We start from the raw sequence: 21,663 nt of genomic DNA on the forward strand, positions 1-21,663 counted from the left end.
TTTTGTATAACACTATACAGATGGTGAATAATCTTGTTTACTATCTATTATTGATTTCATAGTATGTAAAGAATAAACTAGTAGTATCCATATACTTGTGATTTAAATATCTAATAGGGCTTTCTAAGAGAAATTTGCCTTACTTTTCCTATCACTCACCTTCATTTTGTCGGGTGAACTTAAACATTAAGTCATCATGGGGGACTTTTCATGGATTTAAAACAAATTGAATACTTCTTTTCCATTGCTGAAGTGGGTAATATCACTAAAGCCGCTGATCTTCTTTATACTTCTCAGCCCACGGTAAGTCGACAACTCTTAATTTTAGAAAGAGAATTAGGCTATCCTCTGTTCAATCGCGATAGTAAACCGCTGGAACTAACTAAGGCCGGTAAAATTTTTTATGACGGGATGAAAGACGCGTTATCCAAAATCGATACCACTGTTGATATTGCCAAAAATGCGGCAGAAGAAAATAATAATTCTCTCTCCATTGCTTTTCAATCCGGTTACTATACTGAATACATACTGTTTCCTGTCATTGATGCCTTTCGCGAAGCTTATCCAAATATTCATATTCGGTCTGACAAACTCATGTCTATAGAAATGATGAACGGCTTAAAAAATGAAAGCATCGATATTTGTATTGGCCGGGCTTTTAAGCATTGGTTAGAAGCCGGTTTTGATGTTCAGGAGCTTCAAAAAATAGACACCCAAGTTATCATGTCCAATAAACACCGCTTAGCTGCTAAAAAATCTCTTAATTACACGGACTTACAAGGTGAAACTTTTTACCTCACTTCACCAAACGGCCATCAAATCAACGAAATTTTTCAAGGCCATTGTTCGTTATCTCAAGTTAATCAGGTTCAAGTCCCCAACTCTGAAATTGCCTATTTTAAAGTATTAGCCTATAACGGCTTAACGTTGTCAGATCCTTATGATCCGTCATGGACAAATAACCCCTACTATCACTCTATTTCGATTTCACCTTTTTATACAGATTCCTGTGTTTGTGTAACAACGCCCACCAATTTGAATCCTACGATTAAATTATTCAAAGATTTTTTTACAGACTTTATGCAATAATCCCTTGATGGTTGTCAGCTGAAATAGGCTAATTTGTCTAACAACTATGACGGGCTTTTTGTATGCCTAGAATAAATCGTATCGTACAAAAAAAGGCCCTTTTAACCGAACTTTGTTTGTTAATTGTACGGTTAAAAGAGACTCTATTATAATGTTCATTAGTTTTGTGGCGCTATCATTGCTGGCCTAATTGTTGGGTATCTTGTTTTATATATCAAAAAAATTAAAGTACCTAAGGCTATTCAGCCTTTGATGCCAATAATGATTATTCCAATTACTGCAACTTTGATTATTGCATTTCTTTTTATTTTCGTTATTGGAGCACCAATTTCAGGATTAATGAAATTGCTTTTTGGATTCTTAACCGATTTATCTGGTGGAAGTATTATTATACTTGGACTAGTAGTTGGCTTGATGCAAGGATTTGATATGGGTGGACCAGTCAGTAAGGTCGTCTTTCTTTTCAGTGTCGGCCTAATTGCGGATGGCCAGACTCAATTCATGGGTGCACAGGCCTGCGCCATTCCTGTTGCACCACTTGGTATGGCTCTGGCAACTATGATCGGTCGAAAATACTTTGATAAAGAATCTGTTGCAAACGGGAAATCCGCCTTAGCCATGGGACTTGTCGGTATATCTGAAGGTGCTATCCCATTTGCAGCTAGCGATCCACTAAGTGTCATCCCCGCTAATATGATTGGTAGTGCCGTTGCCAGTACATTAGCCTTTTCATTTGGTATAACTGATAATGTCGCACATGGTGGCCCTATTGTTGTCCTACTAGGTGCCGTTAATAAACCAATATTAGCAATTATCTGTATGCTCGCTGGAACAATTGTTACAGCAATAGTTGCACTATTCTTAAAAGCTACCTTTAGTAGACGTTCTGAAAAAAGAGAGCTCAAAAAAATGGATGTAGCCAACTAAAAAATCTCCCTTTGAATCCAACACAATTCAAAGGGAGATTTTTTACTATAACGTAATTTTAACGATTATTTGCCAATTTGACAGCATAATCTATTGCATCTTCAAGACTAATTTCGTTAGCTGTTCCTTTTAATGACTGATCAAAAGCAGTGCCATGATCAACACTAGCGCGAATAATTGGTAATCCTAAAGTAATATTAACCCCGGCAACTGCACCCCATTTTTTCTTTACTTCATCATATTGGAAGCCTAGAACTTTTAATGGAATATGTCCCTGATCATGATACATTGCCACTACAATATCATACCAGCCACCAATTGCCTTAGGAAAAATAGTATCTGGCGGCACTGGGCCTTCAACATTAATCCCATCTGCTTTAGCTGCCTCTATAGCTGGTATAATCTCTGCCGCTTCTTCATGACCGAACAAACCATTTTCACTAGCATGCGGATTCAATCCAGCCACCCCTACACGGGGATGTTCAATTCCTAAACGTTTACATGCTGAGTCCGCAATTCGAATAACTTCTTCAACACGAGGTTCCTTCACTAAATCACAAGCTTCTCGAAGAGCTACGTGGGTTGAAACATGTACAATACGAACATTTTTATAAGCCAGCATCATTGTATAATTCTTAGTATTTGTAAAATGTGCGTAAATCTCTGTATGCCCTGCAAAATGATGCCCGGCAAGATTCATAGCTTCTTTATTCAAAGCGTTAGTGACCGTTGCATCAACCTCATGAGCCATCGCTAGTTCAATTACCTGATGTACATATTGATAGGCTGCATTCCCGGCCATTGCACTGACTTCCCCGAATTTAAGTTGATCGACATCAACTAAACCCATATCAAATATATCCATCGTACCAAACTCGAATTTTGCTTCTTTCACTGAATGAATAACATTCAGTGGCATCTTAAGTTCAGGTAAAACTGTCATTACCTTTTTAAGAACATTTGCATCTCCGACTAACAGCGGACGACATTTTTTAAACAGTTCTGAATTCTGAAACGCCTTTAACGAGATCTCTGGTCCAATACTGGCAGGATCTCCCATTGTGATTGCAACAATTGGTTTTACCATCGTAAATACCTCCAAAAACTCAAAGTTGAATCTATTAACATTCTAAAATTATTCGTTTCTATTTTGCAAAATATGCACTATAAACTTCGTGTAATGTTGCTTCAATCTTTGTCTTAGCTTCTGGTGCCAAATAATTGAATGGCGCTCTAGTCGAACCTACAGGGTAACCAATAATGTTTGTTGCTACTTTAGTAATCGTATTTGGATTGCCTAATGAGAACAAGTTACGTAATGGTCGAATTGAATCTTGAGCAGCCTGAGCACCCTTAAAATCACCTTTTAACCAACGTTGGTAAATTGACACCATAATTGTTGGTAATACGTTAGCCACCGCTGTAATACCACCAGTACCACCGGCTTGTAAAGTCCACAAAATTAACGCATCATTCCCAGAGATGACTTTAAAATCACGATCTCTTGTCAATTCAATGTACTGCAAAATATTATCAAAGTTACCACTAGAATCTTTGACCCCAATGATATGTTTTAAATCTGCTAAACGACTAACTGTTTGCGGTTTCAAGGCATTACCAGTACGAGCAGGAATGTTATATAGTAAAATTGGTACATCCACAGCTGCATCAATTGCAGCATAGTGACGATAAAGCTCTTCTTGACTTGCCGCTGCAAAACTTGGTGTGATGATTGACAAAGCATCTGCACCAGCCTCTTGTGCCTCTAATGACAATTGAATTGTTTCTGCTGTAGAAACACATCCAGTTCCTACGTATACTGGTACACGATTGGCCGCCTGATCAATAACAATCTTCATGACATTTAATTTTTCTTCATGACTAAGGATGTAAGCTTCCCCGTTAGTCCCTAATGTAAAGACCCCATTAACACCGGCATTAATTTGGCGATCTACTTGGTTTCTTAACTCAGTTTCATTCACTTGCTCGTTTTCATCCAACGGTGTAACCATTGCAGCAATAATACCTGTAGCGATTTCTTTGACCATTATTAAAATCCTCCTTGATTGACTAACTAGCTTAGAATAGAACGATAAATATTCTCGACATCCTCACGACTGAGCACCTTCATGTTGTGATCTAGTAATCTAGTCTGCTGTAAAGCCGAATCGATTAGAAAATCAAGATCTGCTAAAGTTACACCAAATTGTTTGAGATCTGTTGGAATTGCAACTGCTTCAACAATATCTGCAATTTTAGCAATCATAAAGTCAGCCTTAGACACCTCTGAATCTTGTTGATTATCTGGGAAAACAAAGTCTGTTAAATTGGCTAATTGCGGCATAATAGCATCTTTATTAAACGTCATTACCTGTTTAAATAAAACTGCATTTGAAACACCATGGGCAATATGGAATTTCCCACCCAACGGATAAGATAGCGCATGAACCGCAGTTGTCCCAGATGCTGTAATAGCCACCCCACCGTAAAATGCACCTAATAGCAGGGCTTCACGAGCGGCAACATTATCTTCATCTTGATACGCAGTAACAAGATTTTGAAAAATATAGCGTGCCCCAATTGCTGCAATGTCATTAGAAAAAATCGTCGCATTTTTAGATGTATAACATTCCACACAATGGCTTAAAGCATCTACCGCACTCGCAGCTAAAATAGATTTTGGTAACTTTTTAACATTATTGACATCTAGCAACACTAAATCTGGTAACATTTCACCAGATACAATTCCGAATTTTACTTGTTTTTCTGGAATTGTAACAATTGCGTTGATCGTTGCTTCACTACCGGTACCAGTCGTTGTCGGAATCATGACTGATGGCACCTGCTTTTTGGCAATAGAAGCATTTTGAATCAAATCTTGAATTGTATAATCAGCACCACGCAACAGAGAAATCAATTTGGCGGCGTCCATCACACTACCGCCACCAATGGCAACAATCAATCCAAAATCAAATTGACTAACTTTTTGCAATAATGCATCAACTTGAACATAGCTCGGCTCTGGTTTAATTTCATCTTCAACTTGATAAGTGATACCCTCATGTTCAAAATAGGTGATTAATGGATCAACCAGATGATTCGCTTCAATACCCTTATCAGTAAATAACAATACTTTTTGATTTGTTTGTAACTTAATTAATTCATCTAGATGTTTAGTAAGATCTGTTCCAGCATAAATACTATTTGGCATTTTTAAAAAAGCACTTGTACTCACTAAGATTCCTTCTTTCCTGTTTTAACCCAATCTTCTGAAAAACGTAAATAAGCGATTTTTTGTCTGAAATAAGTAAATGTTAATAATAAATCGCCATCTATTGCTTGTTTAATAGATGGGTAAGAAAATTCACGATTCTTTTTATTTTTAGAATCATTCGTTAGCGCAAAACCATCGCCAATGGCAACATCCCGTTGATATGGCCAACTTTTACCGCCATCTCCAGAGATTGCCACACGCATTGGCGCCCGAGGAGCACCCCAAAAAGCACGGGGGACGTCTGTATCTATCACTGCGTCCTTGTCTTCCAGTCCATCGGAATACAAACTGGAGCGCCGCACTGTGGCATCTGCTTTACTAGCAGCATTGTATGCAATTGCTAAATTACCATCTGCTAATGCCGTAAACTGAATTGAAGAGTTATTATTTGGTAATTCCGTCTTTTCAGGCACACTCCAATGCAGTGCATCTGGACTTGTACTACGATAAATGTTATCCGCCCAACGTGAGCGATAAAAAGCAACATAGGTTCCGTCAGTTAATGGTTGAATATTCATATGTACACAACCCAAACTATCAGGTACTTTATATTCTGTCCAAGACTGTCCCTCATCATCAGTCGCAAAAACCGCGCTATAGTCATAACTACCATCCCATGGTTTTCCATCATCTTTGATAACACAATGGAAAACAGGTAATACCCACTGGCCAGCTGGTGTAATTTGAACATCTTGACGAATAAATAAACCGGTTTTCCCTGGGAAAAGCACTGTTTCTGGTCCCCAAGTGTGTCCTTGATCTTCAGAAATACGTCGTTTAATAATAGCAGTATCTTGATTACCACCATCTTGTGAGGTAAAAAGCAACCATAGTGCACCCTTTGGTGTTTGGAAAAACATCGGATTTTGATCAGAACGCTGTGGATTATCCGAAACTTTTTGTGGCAATGTCCATTGATCTGCCCCCTTATCTAATCTTGAATAAAAAATACTAATATCACTTTTACCTTCTTCACTACCAGAAAACCAGGTACACAGTACATCGCCATTAGGTAATAATGCTAGATTTGAAGCATGACTTTGAATACCAGACTCTGGTAAGGTCATCTCTGTATCGAAGTGGCTGGTCAAGCTATCTTGTAATTGCATATTAATCCTCCTGTGAAGTAACCGCTTGCACACTTTGTGCACAACGGCTTTTTAATTTTTTAAATGCATAAACAATGAGATTTTTACTGCCAAATGCCCCTGCTTTCGTTATAACACGCATACCTGCAAAGTCACCATGGACAACTTCTAATAATGGAATTCCTGGTGCAATCTCATCTAGAACCTTAGCACCACTGGCCTTCCCTATTCTAAGGAATCCCTTAGCCGTTTCTCCGCCGGAAACAAAAAGTCCAGAGACCTGAATTCGCTGAAGTACTTTACGACAAATTCCAGATAACACTGCTTGTGTCAATTCATTGATCTTATCATCAGTCAATTGATGTTCGGCTAAAATCGATATGGTTTTATCGAGTTCTGAACGCTGATAGGATGCAGAAGACATCAAAATGACATCTCGTCCTTCGGAAAAGGCTGCCAGGGCTTCATCAACATAAGGGGTATAACTCTGATTCGCATAAACTTCATAAATCGGTATATTAACTAAATGAACACCATTGCTTTCTGCAACATGTAATTGAACCCGAGTAACTTCACTGACACTTCCAATTAATGCTAGGGCCGGTTTTACATCAAAGGATTCCATCAATAACGCTGTTGTTAACCCTGATGAGCCAACCCAAAGAACCTTTTTCCCTGTTCTGCGCAATGCTGTAACAACTCGTGTTAAATCCTGATTATTTTCACTATCAAAGCTACAATACTTAGCAGCACCAACCGTAAAACCAGAGGCTCTAATTTGTTTTAGAGTATAGTGATTAATTGTTTTATTAGGAAAAGCCTGTTGTAAAAGTGTTGTCACTTGATCAGTGACAATCGGTTTTACAGGATCTTTTGAAAAATCTGTCTTCATTGCCCGTTTCCCTGAGACGCGTAAAATACCGTTAATCACAGTTCGGTCTTGATCTGGTAAGGCCGGTGCAAATGCCACAATATCCGGTTGATAATACTCTGTTAGAGCTCTAATTTCTGCAGAGATATTACCACGTAAAGTTGAATCTACTTTCTTGATAACTTCGCTGAAATGTCCCCATGGAATTTGTGATAATATTGTCGTCATTTTTGTTGTAGCTACTGCCGTTGAATCATTTCGCGTCTCAGTATCTAAAACTGTTGAACCATGCTGCAGCTGACTAACTGAAAATTCAACACGTACTGGTACGCCCAGATTGGCCAATTGTACTCCGGTATCATTCGATCCGGTAAAATCATCGGCAATGATCAAGTAGTCCTTCAACATAATCACCTCCATTTTGGATTACAATATTTTTGTTAACATTTATCTTTACAAGTTATATCTTACAGGCTTGTACGATTGACAGAAACTAGGCAAGTGTTTAATATTGATATAAATCACATAAATTATTCTAATTTTGTAGTAATTGCATCAATTTTCGTTTCAAATTTAAACGGATGGTGATTAATATGTCCCAAAAAATTCTCTGCGTTGCCCCTTATCAAGGATTAAATGTTTTATTTCAACAAGTAAGTCAACAATTATTGAAGCATGAACAAGCGGATGATTATCAATTCACCTATATTCGCTTTGATCGTCAAGATGAACTAGATACTATTAATGAAATATTAGCTACACACTACGACTTAATCATTTCCCGTGGTGGCACTGCCACATTATTGCGTACACTAACAGCAACGCCCGTAATCGATATCGGGGTCTCTCAGTATGACCTATTAAATACGGTACAATCAGCAAATCGTCTTAACCACGTTGCACTTGTAGCTTTTTCTGCATTTTCAGATCGAGCCCGTGAGGTATTTGAACGTTTTAACCTTGAATTAAAAGTCTACGGCATTGATTCAGAAAATGAGCTATCTCAACTTTTACGTACATTAAGCGCTCAAGGTATTGATACACTTATCTGTGATATCACAACAGAAGCAGCCGCTGAAGATGCCGGCTTTTCAACTTTGTTAATTACTGCAAGCACGGAAAGTGTTGCAGCCGCTTTAAATAATGGTTTTCATCTTCTAACACAACTTAAAGCTCAAACAACTTTGACAAACGTACTAGGACACACACTAGACAAACTCAATGTCATGACAATCATTTATGACACAACTAATCAAATTGTTTTTACCTCTCAAGGATTAGCTCGTGATCCTCGTCTGCAACAGGTCGCAATAAACGCAATTCATCACCATCATAGTCAATTTACTAGTGGCACTGTTCGCTACAAATTAACATCTGATATAGATGGCGATTACACTGTCTATACCATCAATAAATGGTTTAAACCACCGAAGAATCATACAACTACCACTAGTAATTTTCTTATGGATGAAAGCTTACAAGCAGCATTTTCTACTTATTTTAAACTGATCGAGCCACCAACCTTTTTCAATTCGCTTCAATCCTATGCTAATGGCAACCACCCATTATTGATTATTGGTGAAGTTGGCGTTGGTAAAACCTATATTGCAAATTTATTGCATCAATACGGTCTTCACCCCCAACAAGATCCAATCTATATCGACTTAAGTCAAGAAACTGCTTTTAACAATTTGTTGGAGCAAAACGATTCACCTCTTTATGGTACCGATCAATGTTTCATATTTGAAAAAACCAATGAGAGTAATCCTCAAGTACAACAAACCGTAATTGATTTTGTACTCCAAACACGTTTAGCTAACCGAAATCAAGTAATTTTTACCCTTTCACAGTCCACTGATGATGGCCTCCTACCAGCACTTAAACCCTTAATGAATTTATCGCGAATTGTCACTTTACGGCCTTTTCGTAATATTCAGGGAGATGTAATTGTTCAGTTACTCACTTCGCTGGTTAATACTTATAATCGGGATGTTGGCTCAGAACTTCTTGGTGTCTCGGATATTGCTTTAGATTTTATTTTAAATGAACGTTGGTCAAATAATTTTGCCCAATTTTATCACACTTTAAATATGGCCATGGCGGCAACCGGCGGGGCTTATGTTGGAATTGATGAATTACGTCGTAGCTTATCTTCAGATCAAGACCACTATTATTTACAAACACATACACCGCCTAATATGAATGTATCTACTACAGATACCAATAAAACACTCGCCGATATGATACAAGACATCATGATTCGCACATTGGCTGCAAATCAAAATAATCGGACAAAAACTGCACAACAGCTTGGTATCTCTCGGGCAACACTTTGGCGATATTTAAAACATGATTGATCAATTTACCATCATGAAATTCATGGTGGTATTTTTATGTTCAAGAATGAAACAATCACAGGAAATAAATTGACTAACTGGTTCAACAAGAGACACTTCCATCTTCATTCATCCCAGATGGCGCTTACATAATTCTTTATAATGAAAATTAGTAAATAAAAGGAGATTCTTCGATATGACAAAAATTATTAGTCTCTATGCACCATTCTTCGAAGCAAGTGATTGGCATGCCGCGATTATGACCAGTGCTGGCTTGATGACAGTCCTGACCCTTGCTATTATGGAATGTCTGTTATCTGTTGATAATGCTGTCGTCCTTGCCGCACAAACCTCGTCCCTCAAAGATCCGAAACTTGAACGTCACGCGCTGATGTGGGGCTTGTGGGGATCATATATCTTTCGTTTCATAGCCATTGGGTTAGGTGCTTACCTAATAAAATTTTGGTTAGTCAAAGCCTTAGGTGCCGGATATTTACTATATATGTCTATTCACTTTTTTTATGAGAAGCACCAAACTCGTAAAGCCCCTGCTGACGACAAACCTGTAGTTAAACAGCGTTCCTTCTGGGGAACTGTTGCCGCCATTGTTTTACTGGATGTTGTCTTTTCCATCGATTCAATTTTAACTGCATTAGCACTTGATAATAATCCAGTTATTGTTCTATTAGGCGGTATGATTGGGATTCTTGCAATGCGGTTCGTTGCCCAAGGTATGATTGTCTTATTGGAAAAAATTCCTGAAATTCTCTACATGGCTTACATCTTAATTGCCTTCATCGCTATTAAACTAGGGATGAGTTTACCAATCATTAATATTGAAGTTTCTAATACTTTTTTCAGTATTTTTGTTCTTGTTGCTTTTCTGGCTACTTTCGGCATCCATTGGTGGCGTGCTAAACATGTAATCACAAAAAAAGCACCAGTTATCAACTCCAATAAATAGTATCCATATTAAACTTTCTATGATGTAGTTTTGAATCTTTGCTAACTGCTATGAATCACCAATTTAAATAAAGACAGTGAATTATGAATAGCGCATCCATAATTTGCTGTCTTTATTTGTGTACCATATTGTGTACCATACCGATATATGCAGTACTTTGATATTTTAATTTCTACAAAACTACCAAAATAATAGTAACTACTGACCTGAATAGCATCTGTAATGAAAAATAGAAGTGCACTGTAATCCCCAAGTAATTGGCCTATAATAGTACTCAGGGAGTCTTAAATAAGCGTTTCATTGCTTAGAAGCCTCAGTTCTTAAAAGTCTTGGTAATAGGCTTTTAAAACTGATTATAGAAGAGTGCTCTATGCAACACACTGTTATTAATGCTGCTAGCAATATTTAATTCCTATAAACTAGATAGCCAAGATAACACCGCTTATACTAAAAGCAAAAAAATTCTTGAGACAAGAAATATCTCAAGAATTTTTTACTGTCTAAAATTTCTATTTTAACCTTACTGTTGCATAATATGAATCGCAAAACCACCAAACTCTCCATTTAGATAAATATTCTTAAGTTTGTTACTGTCATCATAAGCTGCTGTATCCATATTAAATGTGAATCCCTTCTCCTTCAACTCAGCAACCGCTAACTCTAAATCTGCGGTTGCCATGGCTATATGTCCATTTTCCCCTAGAAACGGGCTTCTCATGCATTCAAATAAGGTACCAGCAAATTCTGATTTTTTACCGTGACGGGGTTCTAAATTGAATAGTTCACTTAATAAATCTGCTAATTTCTGAGCGTCTTCTGGACTATCCTGATTGATACCAATATGTACCAACTCAAATGAATTTTTCATAACTATCTCTCCTTATGCTGGGAATACTAATAATGAACCTACTGTCAAAAATAATAGACGGATAAAATACTGCGGTATTGTAAATTTCCAGAATTCTTTTGCTGTATATTTACCAGTACCTAAAATTAGTGCTGGCATCCCATCAATCGGTAGGAAGTGTCCACACCAACCAGCCATTACAATTGCACTAGCAGCAGCACGTGGATCAAAACCTAATTTTACACAAGTAGCAATTGCCAATGGTGCAAATACATAAACCGTCCCAATATTTGTCCCTGTTAGCGTTGCCAATAAACTAGTTAAAATACATAAAACAAAGATTAAAACAAATGGATTGACATTACCACCAAGCATAGTAGCAACAGACTTCCCAACTAAATCAGTTAAACCGGTACTTCCCAGAGCATTGGCCACCCCAATAACTCCTGCAGACATCAAGATAATTGGTGCGCTAATAGCATCACGAATCTCGTTAAAACTTAATACATTAGTAATGAGAATAACCGCAACTGAAAGCCCAGCTATTGCATACCCTGCATCACCAATTTGTCCCTGTAATAGCATCCCGATTACAGCGGCAATAAAAACAAAATATGTTACATTTTCTTTCCATCGTGGTAATTCCGGTGTAACTTCAGCATTTTTTGGTGATTGACTGCCGTCATCGTCTTCTTCGTTATTTATGGGATGATCTGGCATAAATTTATATTGCAAAATACAGTTTAGAAGGAACCCCGCGGATAAGAAGACATTGATAATTGCGAATTTTAAAACTGAGACATGATCTCCAATTCCTGCAGATTTTAATACTGCTATTAAGATCCCATACTGTAATGCTGTATTAAATGGAATCAACGGATGATTAGCGGCAAATCCGGCAGGCATTAAAACTTTCGATGGTGGCAATTTTTTATTATAGGGTAACGTAGATAAAATCCCGATAGTCAAAACATAAAAGGCTGTCGAACCTGTACCAAACAAACTGGTAAATAGCATAACAATCAAAATGATCAACATATATGATCGCATACCACCTTTATTAGCCAGATTAAACATAGCTTCTTTAAATTTTACAATTAGTGTTGTCTTTTGTAATGCTGCAATGATTGCCATAAATTCTGCCAACATAATAATCGTAGAATTAGCAAACCCTGCAAATGCCCCAGCAATATCTGAAATACCAAAAATTACTAACAATAAACACGCCAGTAATGGTGGTGCACCAAAAGGTAACTTATCCATCATGATCAGTACAATCATGACGACTGTGATTGCAATTGCAATAATCATTTGAATTGTCATAATATCCTCCTATACCAGGCACTGATTGCAGTAACGTCATCCAACGTTGATCTTCAGCAGCCAATCCTGAATTATAATAGCGGCTCAACACCCCTGGCCATAAATAAAGCGGTCTGGTTTATCTCACATTCCTAATGATACCGAATGGAGCCTTATTTTTAGATATTTAAAGTGTTTAATGTTGTACCATTATTGAGTAATTCTTAACCTTATGAAATGTATGCGTTTACAAATGAAACGTTTTATAATTACTTATTTATACTACTGAGTATTTTTTAGAATAAAAAAGCCCCTTTAAATAACTGAAAAACCAATTCTTCTGTGCTAATAGAATAGATATTTATGTCTTAATTTATGATGAAAACATTCATTTAATTGTAGGCGTTTTCTCTCTTTCCTATTACAGTAACAGAGAGTTTTATTGTTTCTAATTGTATTGTATTAGCTTAATATACTACTTTTAATTTTCTGAAAATTGCCGTATCATAAATAATAGGTACAGCTACATAAATTAATTATTACAGTTAATACTTTTGGAGGTATTTTAGTGAAATCTTTATATATTTTATTTGCATCTCTTATCTCTCTCACTTCTCTTCTTTTCAGCAACTTTAATTTCTACCCTGTTAAAGCTACCCAAACTTGGCTCGACTTCAACGATGCAGCGCAGACTGTCACCATCACTGATCTATTTAATTCTAAAGAAACACATACGGTTCACTACACACGCACTGATGATAAAATCTTTATTCGTTCGTCTGATCTTCCGACTGGTGTATCAGCCTATACCATCACAATTCACGACCACGCTACTTCAATTTCCGAACAAAGTACTTCCGGAATTAGTCGCACTCAAACAGCCTATGCCACTACCGATAGTATCTATAGCACCGACGCCCAATAAATCTAGACTATAAATTTCCAAAATAAAAGACCAAATCTAAGTTCAACTCACATCTGTAATAAATTATTTCCATCTCCTTTTAAAAACTAGACAGCTTATTGGTCTAGTTTTTTTGTCCAATTAAATTAGCAACCTAAAACCTATTTCACACATTCCCCCTCTTTCACCAACAAAAAAACAATTTAAGTACAGGTGCCCAGTAGCCTGATATCTACCTGTTGGCAACCTTTTCACGAACCATTTTCATACACATTAATTAAAATTAAGTATTTACACTTACTTAAAGTTAGTGTAAACTGCCTTCATTAACAAAAAAAGGTACGCTTATAATACCAACTGCAGCGCGTCATCGACCCATCAAGGACTGGCCGCTTTCAACGCGTGAATCACGCCTATTAAAAGGAGAAAAAAATGAATTCTATTGGTGCATTAATTATTGTCTTAATGGTGTATGGCATGCTTAGTCTATTGCCATCTCAACGAAAACAAAGCCGTCGTAATCGCGGCTAATTACTGATCAACACCGTTACAAGTTTGATCAACCTATTCACTAAAAATACAAACTAAAAAGCGTATCCACAAATGCAACGCTACCACTGGCAGACGAATTTGAGGATACGCTTTTTTATTGTTTGAACTAGAAGCCATCGGGATGCGCCTCAATGACCTTAAATATAATCTAGAATGACTGATAATTAAGTTAACTGTTATAGTTATTTTTTTATACGCACCTATGAGTTTAGCCCTGACCCACTCAAAATATAGATGACTAGCCGCTTGCTTAATGATGTTTTATCATTTAAAAACAGCTCACTGACAAAAATATTTAATTTCAAAAAAAAGCTTGACTATAAATGACTAACTAGTTAGTATTGACTCATGCGAACAACTGACGAAACAAAAATTCAGAGAATCAAAGATGCTGTGATTGATTTAGTTTACACCGATGGTCTATCTAATCTAACCACTGCAAAAATTGCGAAACAGGCCGGAGTGAGTCCGGCAACCATCTATCTGCACTATAAGGACAAGACGGATCTGCTCAGCCGGGTATACGAGGAGGTAAAAACCGAGCTGCATGTTGGTCTTGACACTATAATCAGTCCTCAACGTCCAATAGTCGAGCAGATTCGTGACGTGGTCCAGTTCACGATTAATCAATATCTCCAAAAACCGAAGAAAGCGAACTTCATGAATGTAATGTGGAGTAATGCCGAGCAGTTAGATGAACATGCCATTGACTATACACACTCGATGAAGGAGTCTTTGGTAGATCTCTATGAGCAGATCTGGCATGACCCCAACTATATGGATGTATCTGTAGATGTACTAGATTCCTTATTCAATGTGCCTGCTAATCTCATTGCTCGTACTGGCACTATCAGCACAGTTGACGCTGAAGATATCAGCATCATGATCAACAAGGCAATCCTCGTGTAGGATTGTTTTTTATCAAAATCTTAACTAACTATTCAGTTATAAATGGGAGAAAAACATATGCATAAGAAAATAATTTTAATTAGTGGTGCCACAGACGGTATCGGCAAAGAAACTGCACTTGAGCTGGCTAAACAAGGTCATCAGATTGTAATTCACGGTCGCAATAAAACCAAAGCTGCCGCGGTGGTAAAGGAATTGAAGCTAAGTTCTGGAAATCAAACCATTCAGTACCTTATTGCCGATCTATTTTCCATGAAGGCAATTCAGAATATGGTTGTGGCCTTCAATTTGAAGTTTGACCATTTGGATGTACTAATCAACAATGCCGGAGCCGTTTTCGACAATCAGCGAGCCACTACCCGAGATGGTATCGAAAAAACAATGGCGTTAAATGTCATGGCCCCCTTCCTGCTTTCGCAGTTACTTTTACCAGCTCTACAAAAAAGTGATGACGGCCGGATTATCAATCTCTCCTCTGCAGCTCATCGTATGAGTGGAAAGCCTGATGTTAATGATTTCAATCTAACAAAGGTTTCATCTGCCCAACGGAGATATGGTCTGTCCAAACGCTTCTTGATCTGGAATACGCAAACCATGGCGCAGCAACTACTTACAGAAGGCATTAAGAATGTCACCGTGAACGCAGCACATCCTGGTATGATTGCAACAAATTTCGGACAGTCTAGCGATAAGGGATTCCTCAACAATCTGATCTACAAAAGTGCAATCTCACTAGCAAAAATTCCGCCAATCGGTCGACAATTTTCCGTTCAACACGGTGCAGCAACCGATGTCTACCTAGCCTCCGATCCGAAGTTGATTGGCATCACCGGCAAATTCTTTGGCAATAGTCAGGAACAACATCCGGCTACCGATAAGGATTCTGATACTGACAAACAAAAACTATGGAAATATTGTGAACAAATTACGGCTCCCTACACAGACGTAGTACAGCCCGATCAGACGGCAATAGCAGGAGAAAATTAACATGAATTCAACTTACCTAATCACCGGTAATATTATTTTACTTGGGGCAGCTACTCTAATCCTTGGTCCACGATTTTACAAAAACTATCGTCGTAAAATCGACACTGCCAATGCGCACATGATTCAAAATGTCAGCTCCGGTAAAGTTATTCGACCAAGGGATGCACAAATTACTGATGGAACACCAATCATTCAGTACACACCCCAAAACTGGGAGTGTACAACATGGCAATTTATCGATCTTGGCAACAGTGAGTACCTATTCAAAGACTTGTACACGCAAAAATCTTTCCAACCGGTATCAACACCAGTAGATGGCGTTGAATTAGAGCAGCAAGCAATTGGTGGCAATCCCCTTCAACATTGGATCATACACAAGCTAGCCGATGAAGCAATTTCTATTCAATTAAAAGGTACAAATCTATTTATCACTAGTCCCGACAACAAAGTAAATTCGCGGCTTCAGCTGCGTCCATACACTGGCTCCAGCACACAACAATGGCACTTAAAGGAACAACGTCCTATTGTGTAATGCTTAATGATTGCATCTCATAATTTAAAAAAAGAATCTATATTTTTGGTGACGAATTTGCATTGCAAGTCCGATAAACCAATCAGAATAAAAGATGCACAACATCACTGAGTGTAGGGTTCGTCGCTTCACTGTGTTCAGCAAGATTGTTCATCAAACTGAGACCTGTAACTTTGAAAGCATCATAATCAACGAAAAATTAAATAAAGACGCTCACATAAGTGGACTTTGAAATAATCCCTTTATGATTGAGCGTCTTTATTTAATTTTGCTATTGACATGTAACGCGTTACATTGCTTATGCTTGATTTAATCAAAACGAACAGGGAGTTTTCATTATGATCAAACACATTTTTTCAGATATGGATGGCACCTTGCTTAACAACCATGGTCATATCACTTCAACAACTGTCAATGCTATCAAGGATACCCAAATTCCAATCACCTTAGTATCAGCGCGTGCACCAATGGAAATGGCATCTACAATCAAAGCACTGGAACTCAAAGATACCCAAATCGCCTTTAACGGCGGCTTAATTTTCAAAAAAGATGGTCAAGGTTGGCAATATATTAGTGAATACAGCATTGCACCTAGAACAGCGGCTGCAATCATTCGTAATGTATCCTCCTTTTTCCCCAAGGCCTCGACTAGTTACTACGACCGTAGCAATTGGTATACCAACAGAATGGATGAAGGTATTAAATACGAGCAGGGTTTAACTGGTCAAAAAGCTATTGTAAAAAACCAGCACAAATACGTATCAGCCAAAACTCGTGCCGATGTCGAACGGGTAATTAAACAAGCCAACTACGTTCCTAATGCCGTGGCACAGGACTTAAGTTTTGGTAAAACTCACAATATCGGTGTGGTACTACCACATGCCAGTCATCCTTATTTCACCCAACTAATTCGCGGCATAGCGGAGGCTGCTTTTGCGAGTAATTATCGAATTACTTTGTTGCCGTCTGAATATAACGAAACGCTGGAAATAAAATATTTGGAACAAATGCGCCGAAAATTATTTGACGGACTTATCTTCACCTCCCACGGGATCTCATTGAAACGCCTGTCATCCCTATCTAACTTACGGTCCCATCGTAATTTGTGAAGATCCTGAGAATAATCATATTCCTGCAGTATATTCGGATCGGGAATCAGGATATCACGATGCCTTTTCATGGCTCTCGGCTAAAGACATCAAGCGAATCGCCTTTTTATTCAGCCGACCCGCAAGTGAAAGTGCCACTAGTACCGTTACGCTGCGCACATTTGAACAAGTCTATAAGCGCTGTCCTGACCCAGAATGGATTGTGGATAACGTTACTACTTTTCTAGACGGTTATGCGGCAGCCGAATATTTGTCAAAAAGTGGGTTAGATATGGAATATATTTTTACTAATGGCGATGATGTTGTCACGGGCGTGCGTCAATACTACTTAGACCATAAATTATCTGCGCCGGACTGATTGGACAGGAAAATCAGCTTTCGGGATTTCTAATGCATATCCCTACTATTGATCATCATTTTGTGGAAATTGGCAAGAAAGCCTTGTCATTAGTGATTAGTGATCCAGTGGATGATACCTCGGTGACCATTAAATCAGATTTTATTCTTGGTGATGAACGTAGTTATAATAGAAGTGGATCTGAGTAATAACTCAAATTTACTTCTTTTTTTGGTGACAACTTGACTTAAACATTGGTTCAAGTGATATCATTTTTTTGAAAGGACTGATTTTATGCGATCTGAATTAGATAAACTAGAAGCTGGCGACTGGTATTGTTTCTCTGACGCTGAAGTGGCTGCGCGAAAAGCTCGTGCCGCAAAACTTTGTCAAGAATTCAATGCCATACCGGCAACCGAACCTAAAAAACAAACCACCAAAATACAAGAAATTTTCGGCAGTTACGGTGATAATCTCTCAGTACAAGCGAATTTTAACTGTGACTATGGTAAGAATATCCACGTTGGTCAAAATTTTCTGAGCAACTACAATTTGACCATCCTGGATATGGCACCAGTCAAGATTGGAAATAACGTGATGATTGGGCCGAACTGTGGCATCTATACGGTTAATCACCCTATGAATCCAGCAGGCCGCCGTCAATATCTTGCCCAAGCTCAGCCAGTGACCATTGGTAACGATGTCTGGTTTGGTGGATCTGTGACCGTCTTGCCAGGGGTGACCATTGGTAACAATGTCGTGATTGCCGCTGGAGCAGTTGTGACAAAAGATGTGCCCGATAATACGCTTGTGGCTGGTGTTCCCGCTAAAGCAATTCGTAAACTTACTCAAAACTAAAAAATAAGGAGTTGACAGCCGTATGGTTGTTAGCTCCTTATTTTTGATTGGAACATCTTGATTATGGTGTCAAAACTAGTATTATGGCCGTGTTCAATTCTTGGAATTGTAGATTGCAGCACACCTACCCGCTCCACCACAATGTCAAATCATCCCAAAGATCGAGCCTAGTGGAATAGTGATTACAAAGAACTGCTACGCTAAACTCCTGAACTCACCAGCTGCCACATCGTCTCAAATCGTTCTTGGTAATCAGGCCAATCCCAAGTTTCTTTAAAGTTTGGCAATGTAAAGACTGAAAAGGCTGAAAGTATAGTCTCAGCTCGCTCAAAATGTGGATCTTCATATCCCATTAGGTGATCAATCATCTGATACGCTGGCTGTAAAACTCGACGTAAAGTTGACGGATTACTATCAATATAGCGGGTGTTCAACGAAAACATCTGTGGGTCAGTTTTATATGCTGCCTTTTTGGCATTAACAAAAGCCCACAGCCAATCATGCAATTGAACCTTCATAGGATGATCAATATTTTCTGTACTAAGGGGACACGTTTGATTAACATGATCCAAAATATGGCGTTGAAACCAGTGAGCCGCCACAGCTTCCCATATCTCTTGCTTGTTTTCAAAATGTTTATATAAAGCGCCATGTGTGATGCCAAGAGCGTCAGCAATTAGACTCAACGATACATCTGTTCTTCCGGTTTCTGCGATCAATCGACTGGCAACGTCGACAATCTTCTCTCGATTAATTTTCTCCAAAGCAGGTACCTCCGTATTTATAACCATGAATTGATAATACCACAGCAATCATTAAGTAACAATATTTGACAAATGTTACCAACAAGAATATTATAGTTCCAGTAACAAAAATAAAGTTATGTTACTTATCTCATGAATGGAGGATCTACAATGAAAGCAGCCCAATTAACTCGGTACGCCAAGGATTATAAACTGGAACTTCGCAACGTCGATATGCCCCGTCCTAATCACTCACAAGTATTGGTAAAAGTGAAAGAAGCAGCAGTTAACCCGCTTGATTCATTAATTGGAACTGGGAGTTTGCGACTTATTCAAAATTTTAAACTGCCCCAAACAATGGGGAATGAATTAACTGGCGAGATCGTTGAAGTCGGCAAAGACGTGAAAAATTTCAGTGTAAATGACAAAGTATATATGCGACTTCCCATCTCCGATATTGGTGCTTTCGCAGAATATGTCGCAGTTGATGCAGATGCTGTCGCTTTACTACCATCAACCCTAGACTTCAAAACCGGCGCAGCAGCAGCACTAACTGGACTGACTGCATATCAAGCGTTACATGAGATTCTAAAAGCTCATTCTGGTCAAACCCTATTCATTCCCGGAGGCTCTGGTTCATTTGGCCAAATGGCGATTCCACTTGCTAAACAGATGGGGCTGTCAGTCATCGTGAGTGGTGGTAGTGAAGCTCGTAAACGCACACTTAATATTGGTGCTAATAGGTATCTTGACTATAAAACCGAAAACTATTGGGAACAATTATCCGATGTAGATCTCGTAATCGATACCCTCGGGCAAGCTGAACTAACCCATGAACTTTCTATTCTGAAACGTGGTGGACAATTACTCTCACTACGAATGGGTCCAAATGGTAGCTTCGCCGAAGCACAACAGATGCCTTTTTGGAAAAAGTTCCTCTTTAAAGTAAACGGGCAAAAGATGGATCATCTAGCCAAAAAATACGGTGTGACTTATCACTTCATTTTTGTTCGCAGTGATGGTAGACAACTTCAACAGTTAAGTGCTCTAATCGACCAGAACATAATTGTACCTGCAGTAGATTCGACCACATTCACACTTGAACAAGTGAACGAGGCACAGGCCTATCTACAAAATGGACATCCAAAAGGCAAAGTACTCATTCACTTTAACTAAGGAGCTGGGATAATGGAAAAATACGTCAATACTTTAACTCAGAAAATCAAAACAGATCAAGGCCATATCTTCGCCTATCGTGAAATTGGTAATCCTGTCGGTATTCCACTGATCGCATTAACTCATCTTTCTGGAAACTTAGACAACTGGGATCCCACCGTCATCGACGGAATAGCCGTAAACCACCATGTCATCCTCCCTGATTATCTAGGGGTTGGTGCTTCTCTTGGACCCGCTGCAACCTCGATTCAGGCGATGGCAACTGATATGATTGAGTTTATTCACCAACTTGGCTATCCTCAAATTGATCTCTTCGGATTCTCAATGGGTGGCTTTGTCGCCCAAGAAATAATGGCACAAGAACCCGGACTGGTCCATCGCGCGATTTTAACTGGTACGGGGCCTCGCGGAGGGAAAGGCATCGAGAACGTGACCCGAATTTCTGATGTAAGCTTGCTCAAAGCTATTTTTACTTTCAGAGATGTCAAAACTTACTTGTTCTTTACGAGGACTTTAAATGGCAAACAAGAAAGCAAGGCGTTTTTAAACAGAATCAAATCACGTACACACCAACGGGATAAGGGCATCAGTTGGCCGGCCTATCGCAAGCAATTGACCGCCATTCACCGCTGGGCATCGGAAGCGCCAATTGATTTCTCTAATGCGACGTTTCCAGTACTCATTGCTAATGGAGAAAATGACATTATGGTGCCCACGAAACCAAACAGTATACAACTTGCAAAATCCTTTCAACATTCAAAACTAGTACTATATCCCGATGCCGGGCATGCAGGCGTGTTCCAATACGCCGCTGCCTTTGTAAAAGAAGTCAATCAATTTCTCTTAGCTTGATAGTAA

The 21,663-nt window shown here is 38.6% G+C and carries 21 protein-coding genes; 13 read left to right on the plus strand and 8 right to left on the minus strand.

The genetic code is table 11. The features are described from left to right. Positions 1 to 210 precede the first annotated feature (210 nt). Together EKM93_RS05745 and EKM93_RS05750 are read left to right on the plus strand one after the other, a co-directional pair. Positions 211 to 1,089 carry a LysR family transcriptional regulator gene (locus EKM93_RS05745; RefSeq protein WP_125713982.1) on the plus strand — a complete coding sequence of 293 codons (879 nt, stop codon included), beginning with the start codon at positions 211 to 213 and terminating at the stop codon, positions 1,087 to 1,089. Positions 1,090 to 1,263: 174 nt separating this feature from the next. Beyond that, on the plus strand, positions 1,264 to 2,016 hold the full coding sequence (locus EKM93_RS05750) for a PTS fructose transporter subunit IIC (protein ID WP_125713984.1): 753 nt from the start codon (positions 1,264 to 1,266) through the stop codon (positions 2,014 to 2,016). Between the two features lie 58 nt (positions 2,017 to 2,074). Here the strand turns inward: EKM93_RS05750 and pdxA are convergent, their stop codons facing one another. From pdxA to EKM93_RS05775, 5 genes are read right to left on the minus strand one after another with little or no spacing between them, the layout of a single operon-like run. After that, complete coding sequence (pdxA, locus tag EKM93_RS05755) at positions 2,075 to 3,103, minus strand: 4-hydroxythreonine-4-phosphate dehydrogenase PdxA (protein WP_225423642.1); 1,029 nt, start codon at positions 3,101 to 3,103, stop codon at positions 2,075 to 2,077. A gap of 58 nt (positions 3,104 to 3,161) precedes the next feature. Continuing rightward, positions 3,162 to 4,064, minus strand: coding sequence for a 4-hydroxy-tetrahydrodipicolinate synthase (gene dapA / locus EKM93_RS05760; protein WP_125713986.1), 903 nt, complete (start codon positions 4,062 to 4,064; stop codon positions 3,162 to 3,164). A 26-nt stretch (positions 4,065 to 4,090) separates the two neighbouring features. After that, complete coding sequence (locus EKM93_RS05765; protein ID WP_225423643.1) at positions 4,091 to 5,251, minus strand: iron-containing alcohol dehydrogenase; 1,161 nt, start codon at positions 5,249 to 5,251, stop codon at positions 4,091 to 4,093. Continuing rightward, positions 5,251 to 6,399: a sialidase family protein gene (locus EKM93_RS05770; protein WP_125713988.1), complete on the minus strand. Its 1,149-nt coding sequence runs from the start codon at positions 6,397 to 6,399 to the stop codon at positions 5,251 to 5,253. The genes EKM93_RS05765 and EKM93_RS05770 overlap by 1 nt, the downstream gene beginning before the upstream one ends. 1 nt (position 6,400) lies before the next feature. Next, on the minus strand, positions 6,401 to 7,657 hold the full coding sequence (locus EKM93_RS05775; protein ID WP_164507001.1) for a four-carbon acid sugar kinase family protein: 1,257 nt from the start codon (positions 7,655 to 7,657) through the stop codon (positions 6,401 to 6,403). Positions 7,658 to 7,842: 185 nt separating this feature from the next. On the opposite strand from EKM93_RS05775, the gene EKM93_RS05780 reads away from it, so the two are divergent. Both EKM93_RS05780 and EKM93_RS05785 read left to right on the plus strand, forming a co-directional pair. Then, positions 7,843 to 9,606 carry a sigma-54-dependent transcriptional regulator gene (locus EKM93_RS05780; RefSeq protein ID WP_164507002.1) on the plus strand — a complete coding sequence of 588 codons (1,764 nt, stop codon included), beginning with the start codon at positions 7,843 to 7,845 and terminating at the stop codon, positions 9,604 to 9,606. A 175-nt stretch (positions 9,607 to 9,781) separates the two neighbouring features. After that, a complete protein-coding gene (locus tag EKM93_RS05785) occupies positions 9,782 to 10,549 on the plus strand; it encodes a TerC family protein (protein WP_125713994.1) in 768 nt (255 codons plus the stop codon). Positions 10,550 to 11,069: 520 nt separating this feature from the next. On the opposite strand, the gene EKM93_RS05790 is transcribed toward EKM93_RS05785, so the two are convergent. Then, positions 11,070 to 11,417 (minus strand): VOC family protein, encoded by a 348-nt coding sequence (locus EKM93_RS05790; RefSeq protein WP_125713996.1) that lies wholly within the window; start codon positions 11,415 to 11,417, stop codon positions 11,070 to 11,072. Positions 11,418 to 11,429: 12 nt separating this feature from the next. Beyond that, positions 11,430 to 12,719 (minus strand): SLC13 family permease, encoded by a 1,290-nt coding sequence (locus tag EKM93_RS05795; RefSeq protein WP_125713998.1) that lies wholly within the window; start codon positions 12,717 to 12,719, stop codon positions 11,430 to 11,432. 547 nt (positions 12,720 to 13,266) lie between these two features. On the opposite strand from EKM93_RS05795, the gene EKM93_RS05800 reads away from it, so the two are divergent. The 7 genes from EKM93_RS05800 (at position 13,267) to EKM93_RS05825 (ending at position 18,886) form a co-directional block, all read left to right on the plus strand. After that, positions 13,267 to 13,623, plus strand: coding sequence for a hypothetical protein (locus tag EKM93_RS05800; protein WP_125714000.1), 357 nt, complete (start codon positions 13,267 to 13,269; stop codon positions 13,621 to 13,623). Positions 13,624 to 14,502: 879 nt separating this feature from the next. Beyond that, entirely contained in the window at positions 14,503 to 15,063 is a 561-nt protein-coding gene (locus EKM93_RS05805; protein WP_125714002.1) for a TetR/AcrR family transcriptional regulator, read from the plus strand. Between the two features lie 57 nt (positions 15,064 to 15,120). After that, positions 15,121 to 16,050: an SDR family NAD(P)-dependent oxidoreductase gene (locus EKM93_RS05810; protein WP_164507003.1), complete on the plus strand. Its 930-nt coding sequence runs from the start codon at positions 15,121 to 15,123 to the stop codon at positions 16,048 to 16,050. Position 16,051: 1 nt separating this feature from the next. Further along, entirely contained in the window at positions 16,052 to 16,582 is a 531-nt protein-coding gene (locus tag EKM93_RS05815) for an RICIN domain-containing protein (protein WP_125714006.1), read from the plus strand. Positions 16,583 to 16,920: 338 nt separating this feature from the next. Further along, complete coding sequence (locus EKM93_RS05820) at positions 16,921 to 17,691, plus strand: HAD hydrolase family protein (protein ID WP_125714008.1); 771 nt, start codon at positions 16,921 to 16,923, stop codon at positions 17,689 to 17,691. Between the two features lie 202 nt (positions 17,692 to 17,893). Continuing rightward, complete coding sequence (locus EKM93_RS13495) at positions 17,894 to 18,049, plus strand: hypothetical protein (RefSeq protein ID WP_164507004.1); 156 nt, start codon at positions 17,894 to 17,896, stop codon at positions 18,047 to 18,049. A gap of 273 nt (positions 18,050 to 18,322) precedes the next feature. Then, complete coding sequence (locus EKM93_RS05825) at positions 18,323 to 18,886, plus strand: sugar O-acetyltransferase (protein ID WP_125714010.1); 564 nt, start codon at positions 18,323 to 18,325, stop codon at positions 18,884 to 18,886. Between the two features lie 200 nt (positions 18,887 to 19,086). On the opposite strand, the gene EKM93_RS05830 is transcribed toward EKM93_RS05825, so the two are convergent. Continuing rightward, positions 19,087 to 19,677, minus strand: coding sequence for a TetR/AcrR family transcriptional regulator (locus EKM93_RS05830; RefSeq protein WP_225423644.1), 591 nt, complete (start codon positions 19,675 to 19,677; stop codon positions 19,087 to 19,089). 123 nt (positions 19,678 to 19,800) lie between these two features. On the opposite strand from EKM93_RS05830, the gene EKM93_RS05835 reads away from it, so the two are divergent. Beyond that, entirely contained in the window at positions 19,801 to 20,805 is a 1,005-nt protein-coding gene (locus EKM93_RS05835; RefSeq protein WP_125714012.1) for an NADP-dependent oxidoreductase, read from the plus strand. Between the two features lie 12 nt (positions 20,806 to 20,817). Next, positions 20,818 to 21,657, plus strand: a complete 840-nt coding sequence (locus EKM93_RS05840; RefSeq protein ID WP_125714013.1) for an alpha/beta fold hydrolase — start codon at positions 20,818 to 20,820, stop codon at positions 21,655 to 21,657. Positions 21,658 to 21,663 lie beyond the last annotated feature (6 nt).

The sequence above is a fragment of the Agrilactobacillus yilanensis genome (assembly GCF_003946725.1).
Classification (GTDB): Bacteria; Bacillota; Bacilli; order Lactobacillales; family Lactobacillaceae; genus Agrilactobacillus; species Agrilactobacillus yilanensis.

Coding starts and splice junctions, on each gene's coding strand:
- EKM93_RS05745 (WP_125713982.1), top strand. CDS start 211: ATGGATTTAAAACAAATTGAATACTTCTTTTCCATTGCTGAAGTGGGT.
- pdxA (WP_225423642.1), bottom strand. CDS start 3,103: ATGGTAAAACCAATTGTTGCAATCACAATGGGAGATCCTGCCAGTATT.
- dapA (WP_125713986.1), bottom strand. CDS start 4,064: ATGGTCAAAGAAATCGCTACAGGTATTATTGCTGCAATGGTTACACCG.
- EKM93_RS05770 (WP_125713988.1), bottom strand. CDS start 6,399: ATGCAATTACAAGATAGCTTGACCAGCCACTTCGATACAGAGATGACC.
- EKM93_RS05775 (WP_164507001.1), bottom strand. CDS start 7,657: ATGTTGAAGGACTACTTGATCATTGCCGATGATTTTACCGGATCGAAT.
- EKM93_RS05780 (WP_164507002.1), top strand. CDS start 7,843: ATGTCCCAAAAAATTCTCTGCGTTGCCCCTTATCAAGGATTAAATGTT.
- EKM93_RS05785 (WP_125713994.1), top strand. CDS start 9,782: ATGACAAAAATTATTAGTCTCTATGCACCATTCTTCGAAGCAAGTGAT.
- EKM93_RS05790 (WP_125713996.1), bottom strand. CDS start 11,417: ATGAAAAATTCATTTGAGTTGGTACATATTGGTATCAATCAGGATAGT.
- EKM93_RS05795 (WP_125713998.1), bottom strand. CDS start 12,719: ATGACAATTCAAATGATTATTGCAATTGCAATCACAGTCGTCATGATT.
- EKM93_RS05805 (WP_125714002.1), top strand. CDS start 14,503: ATGCGAACAACTGACGAAACAAAAATTCAGAGAATCAAAGATGCTGTG.
- EKM93_RS05810 (WP_164507003.1), top strand. CDS start 15,121: ATGCATAAGAAAATAATTTTAATTAGTGGTGCCACAGACGGTATCGGC.
- EKM93_RS05815 (WP_125714006.1), top strand. CDS start 16,052: ATGAATTCAACTTACCTAATCACCGGTAATATTATTTTACTTGGGGCA.
- EKM93_RS05820 (WP_125714008.1), top strand. CDS start 16,921: ATGATCAAACACATTTTTTCAGATATGGATGGCACCTTGCTTAACAAC.
- EKM93_RS05825 (WP_125714010.1), top strand. CDS start 18,323: ATGCGATCTGAATTAGATAAACTAGAAGCTGGCGACTGGTATTGTTTC.
- EKM93_RS05830 (WP_225423644.1), bottom strand. CDS start 19,677: ATGGTTATAAATACGGAGGTACCTGCTTTGGAGAAAATTAATCGAGAG.
- EKM93_RS05835 (WP_125714012.1), top strand. CDS start 19,801: ATGAAAGCAGCCCAATTAACTCGGTACGCCAAGGATTATAAACTGGAA.
- EKM93_RS05840 (WP_125714013.1), top strand. CDS start 20,818: ATGGAAAAATACGTCAATACTTTAACTCAGAAAATCAAAACAGATCAA.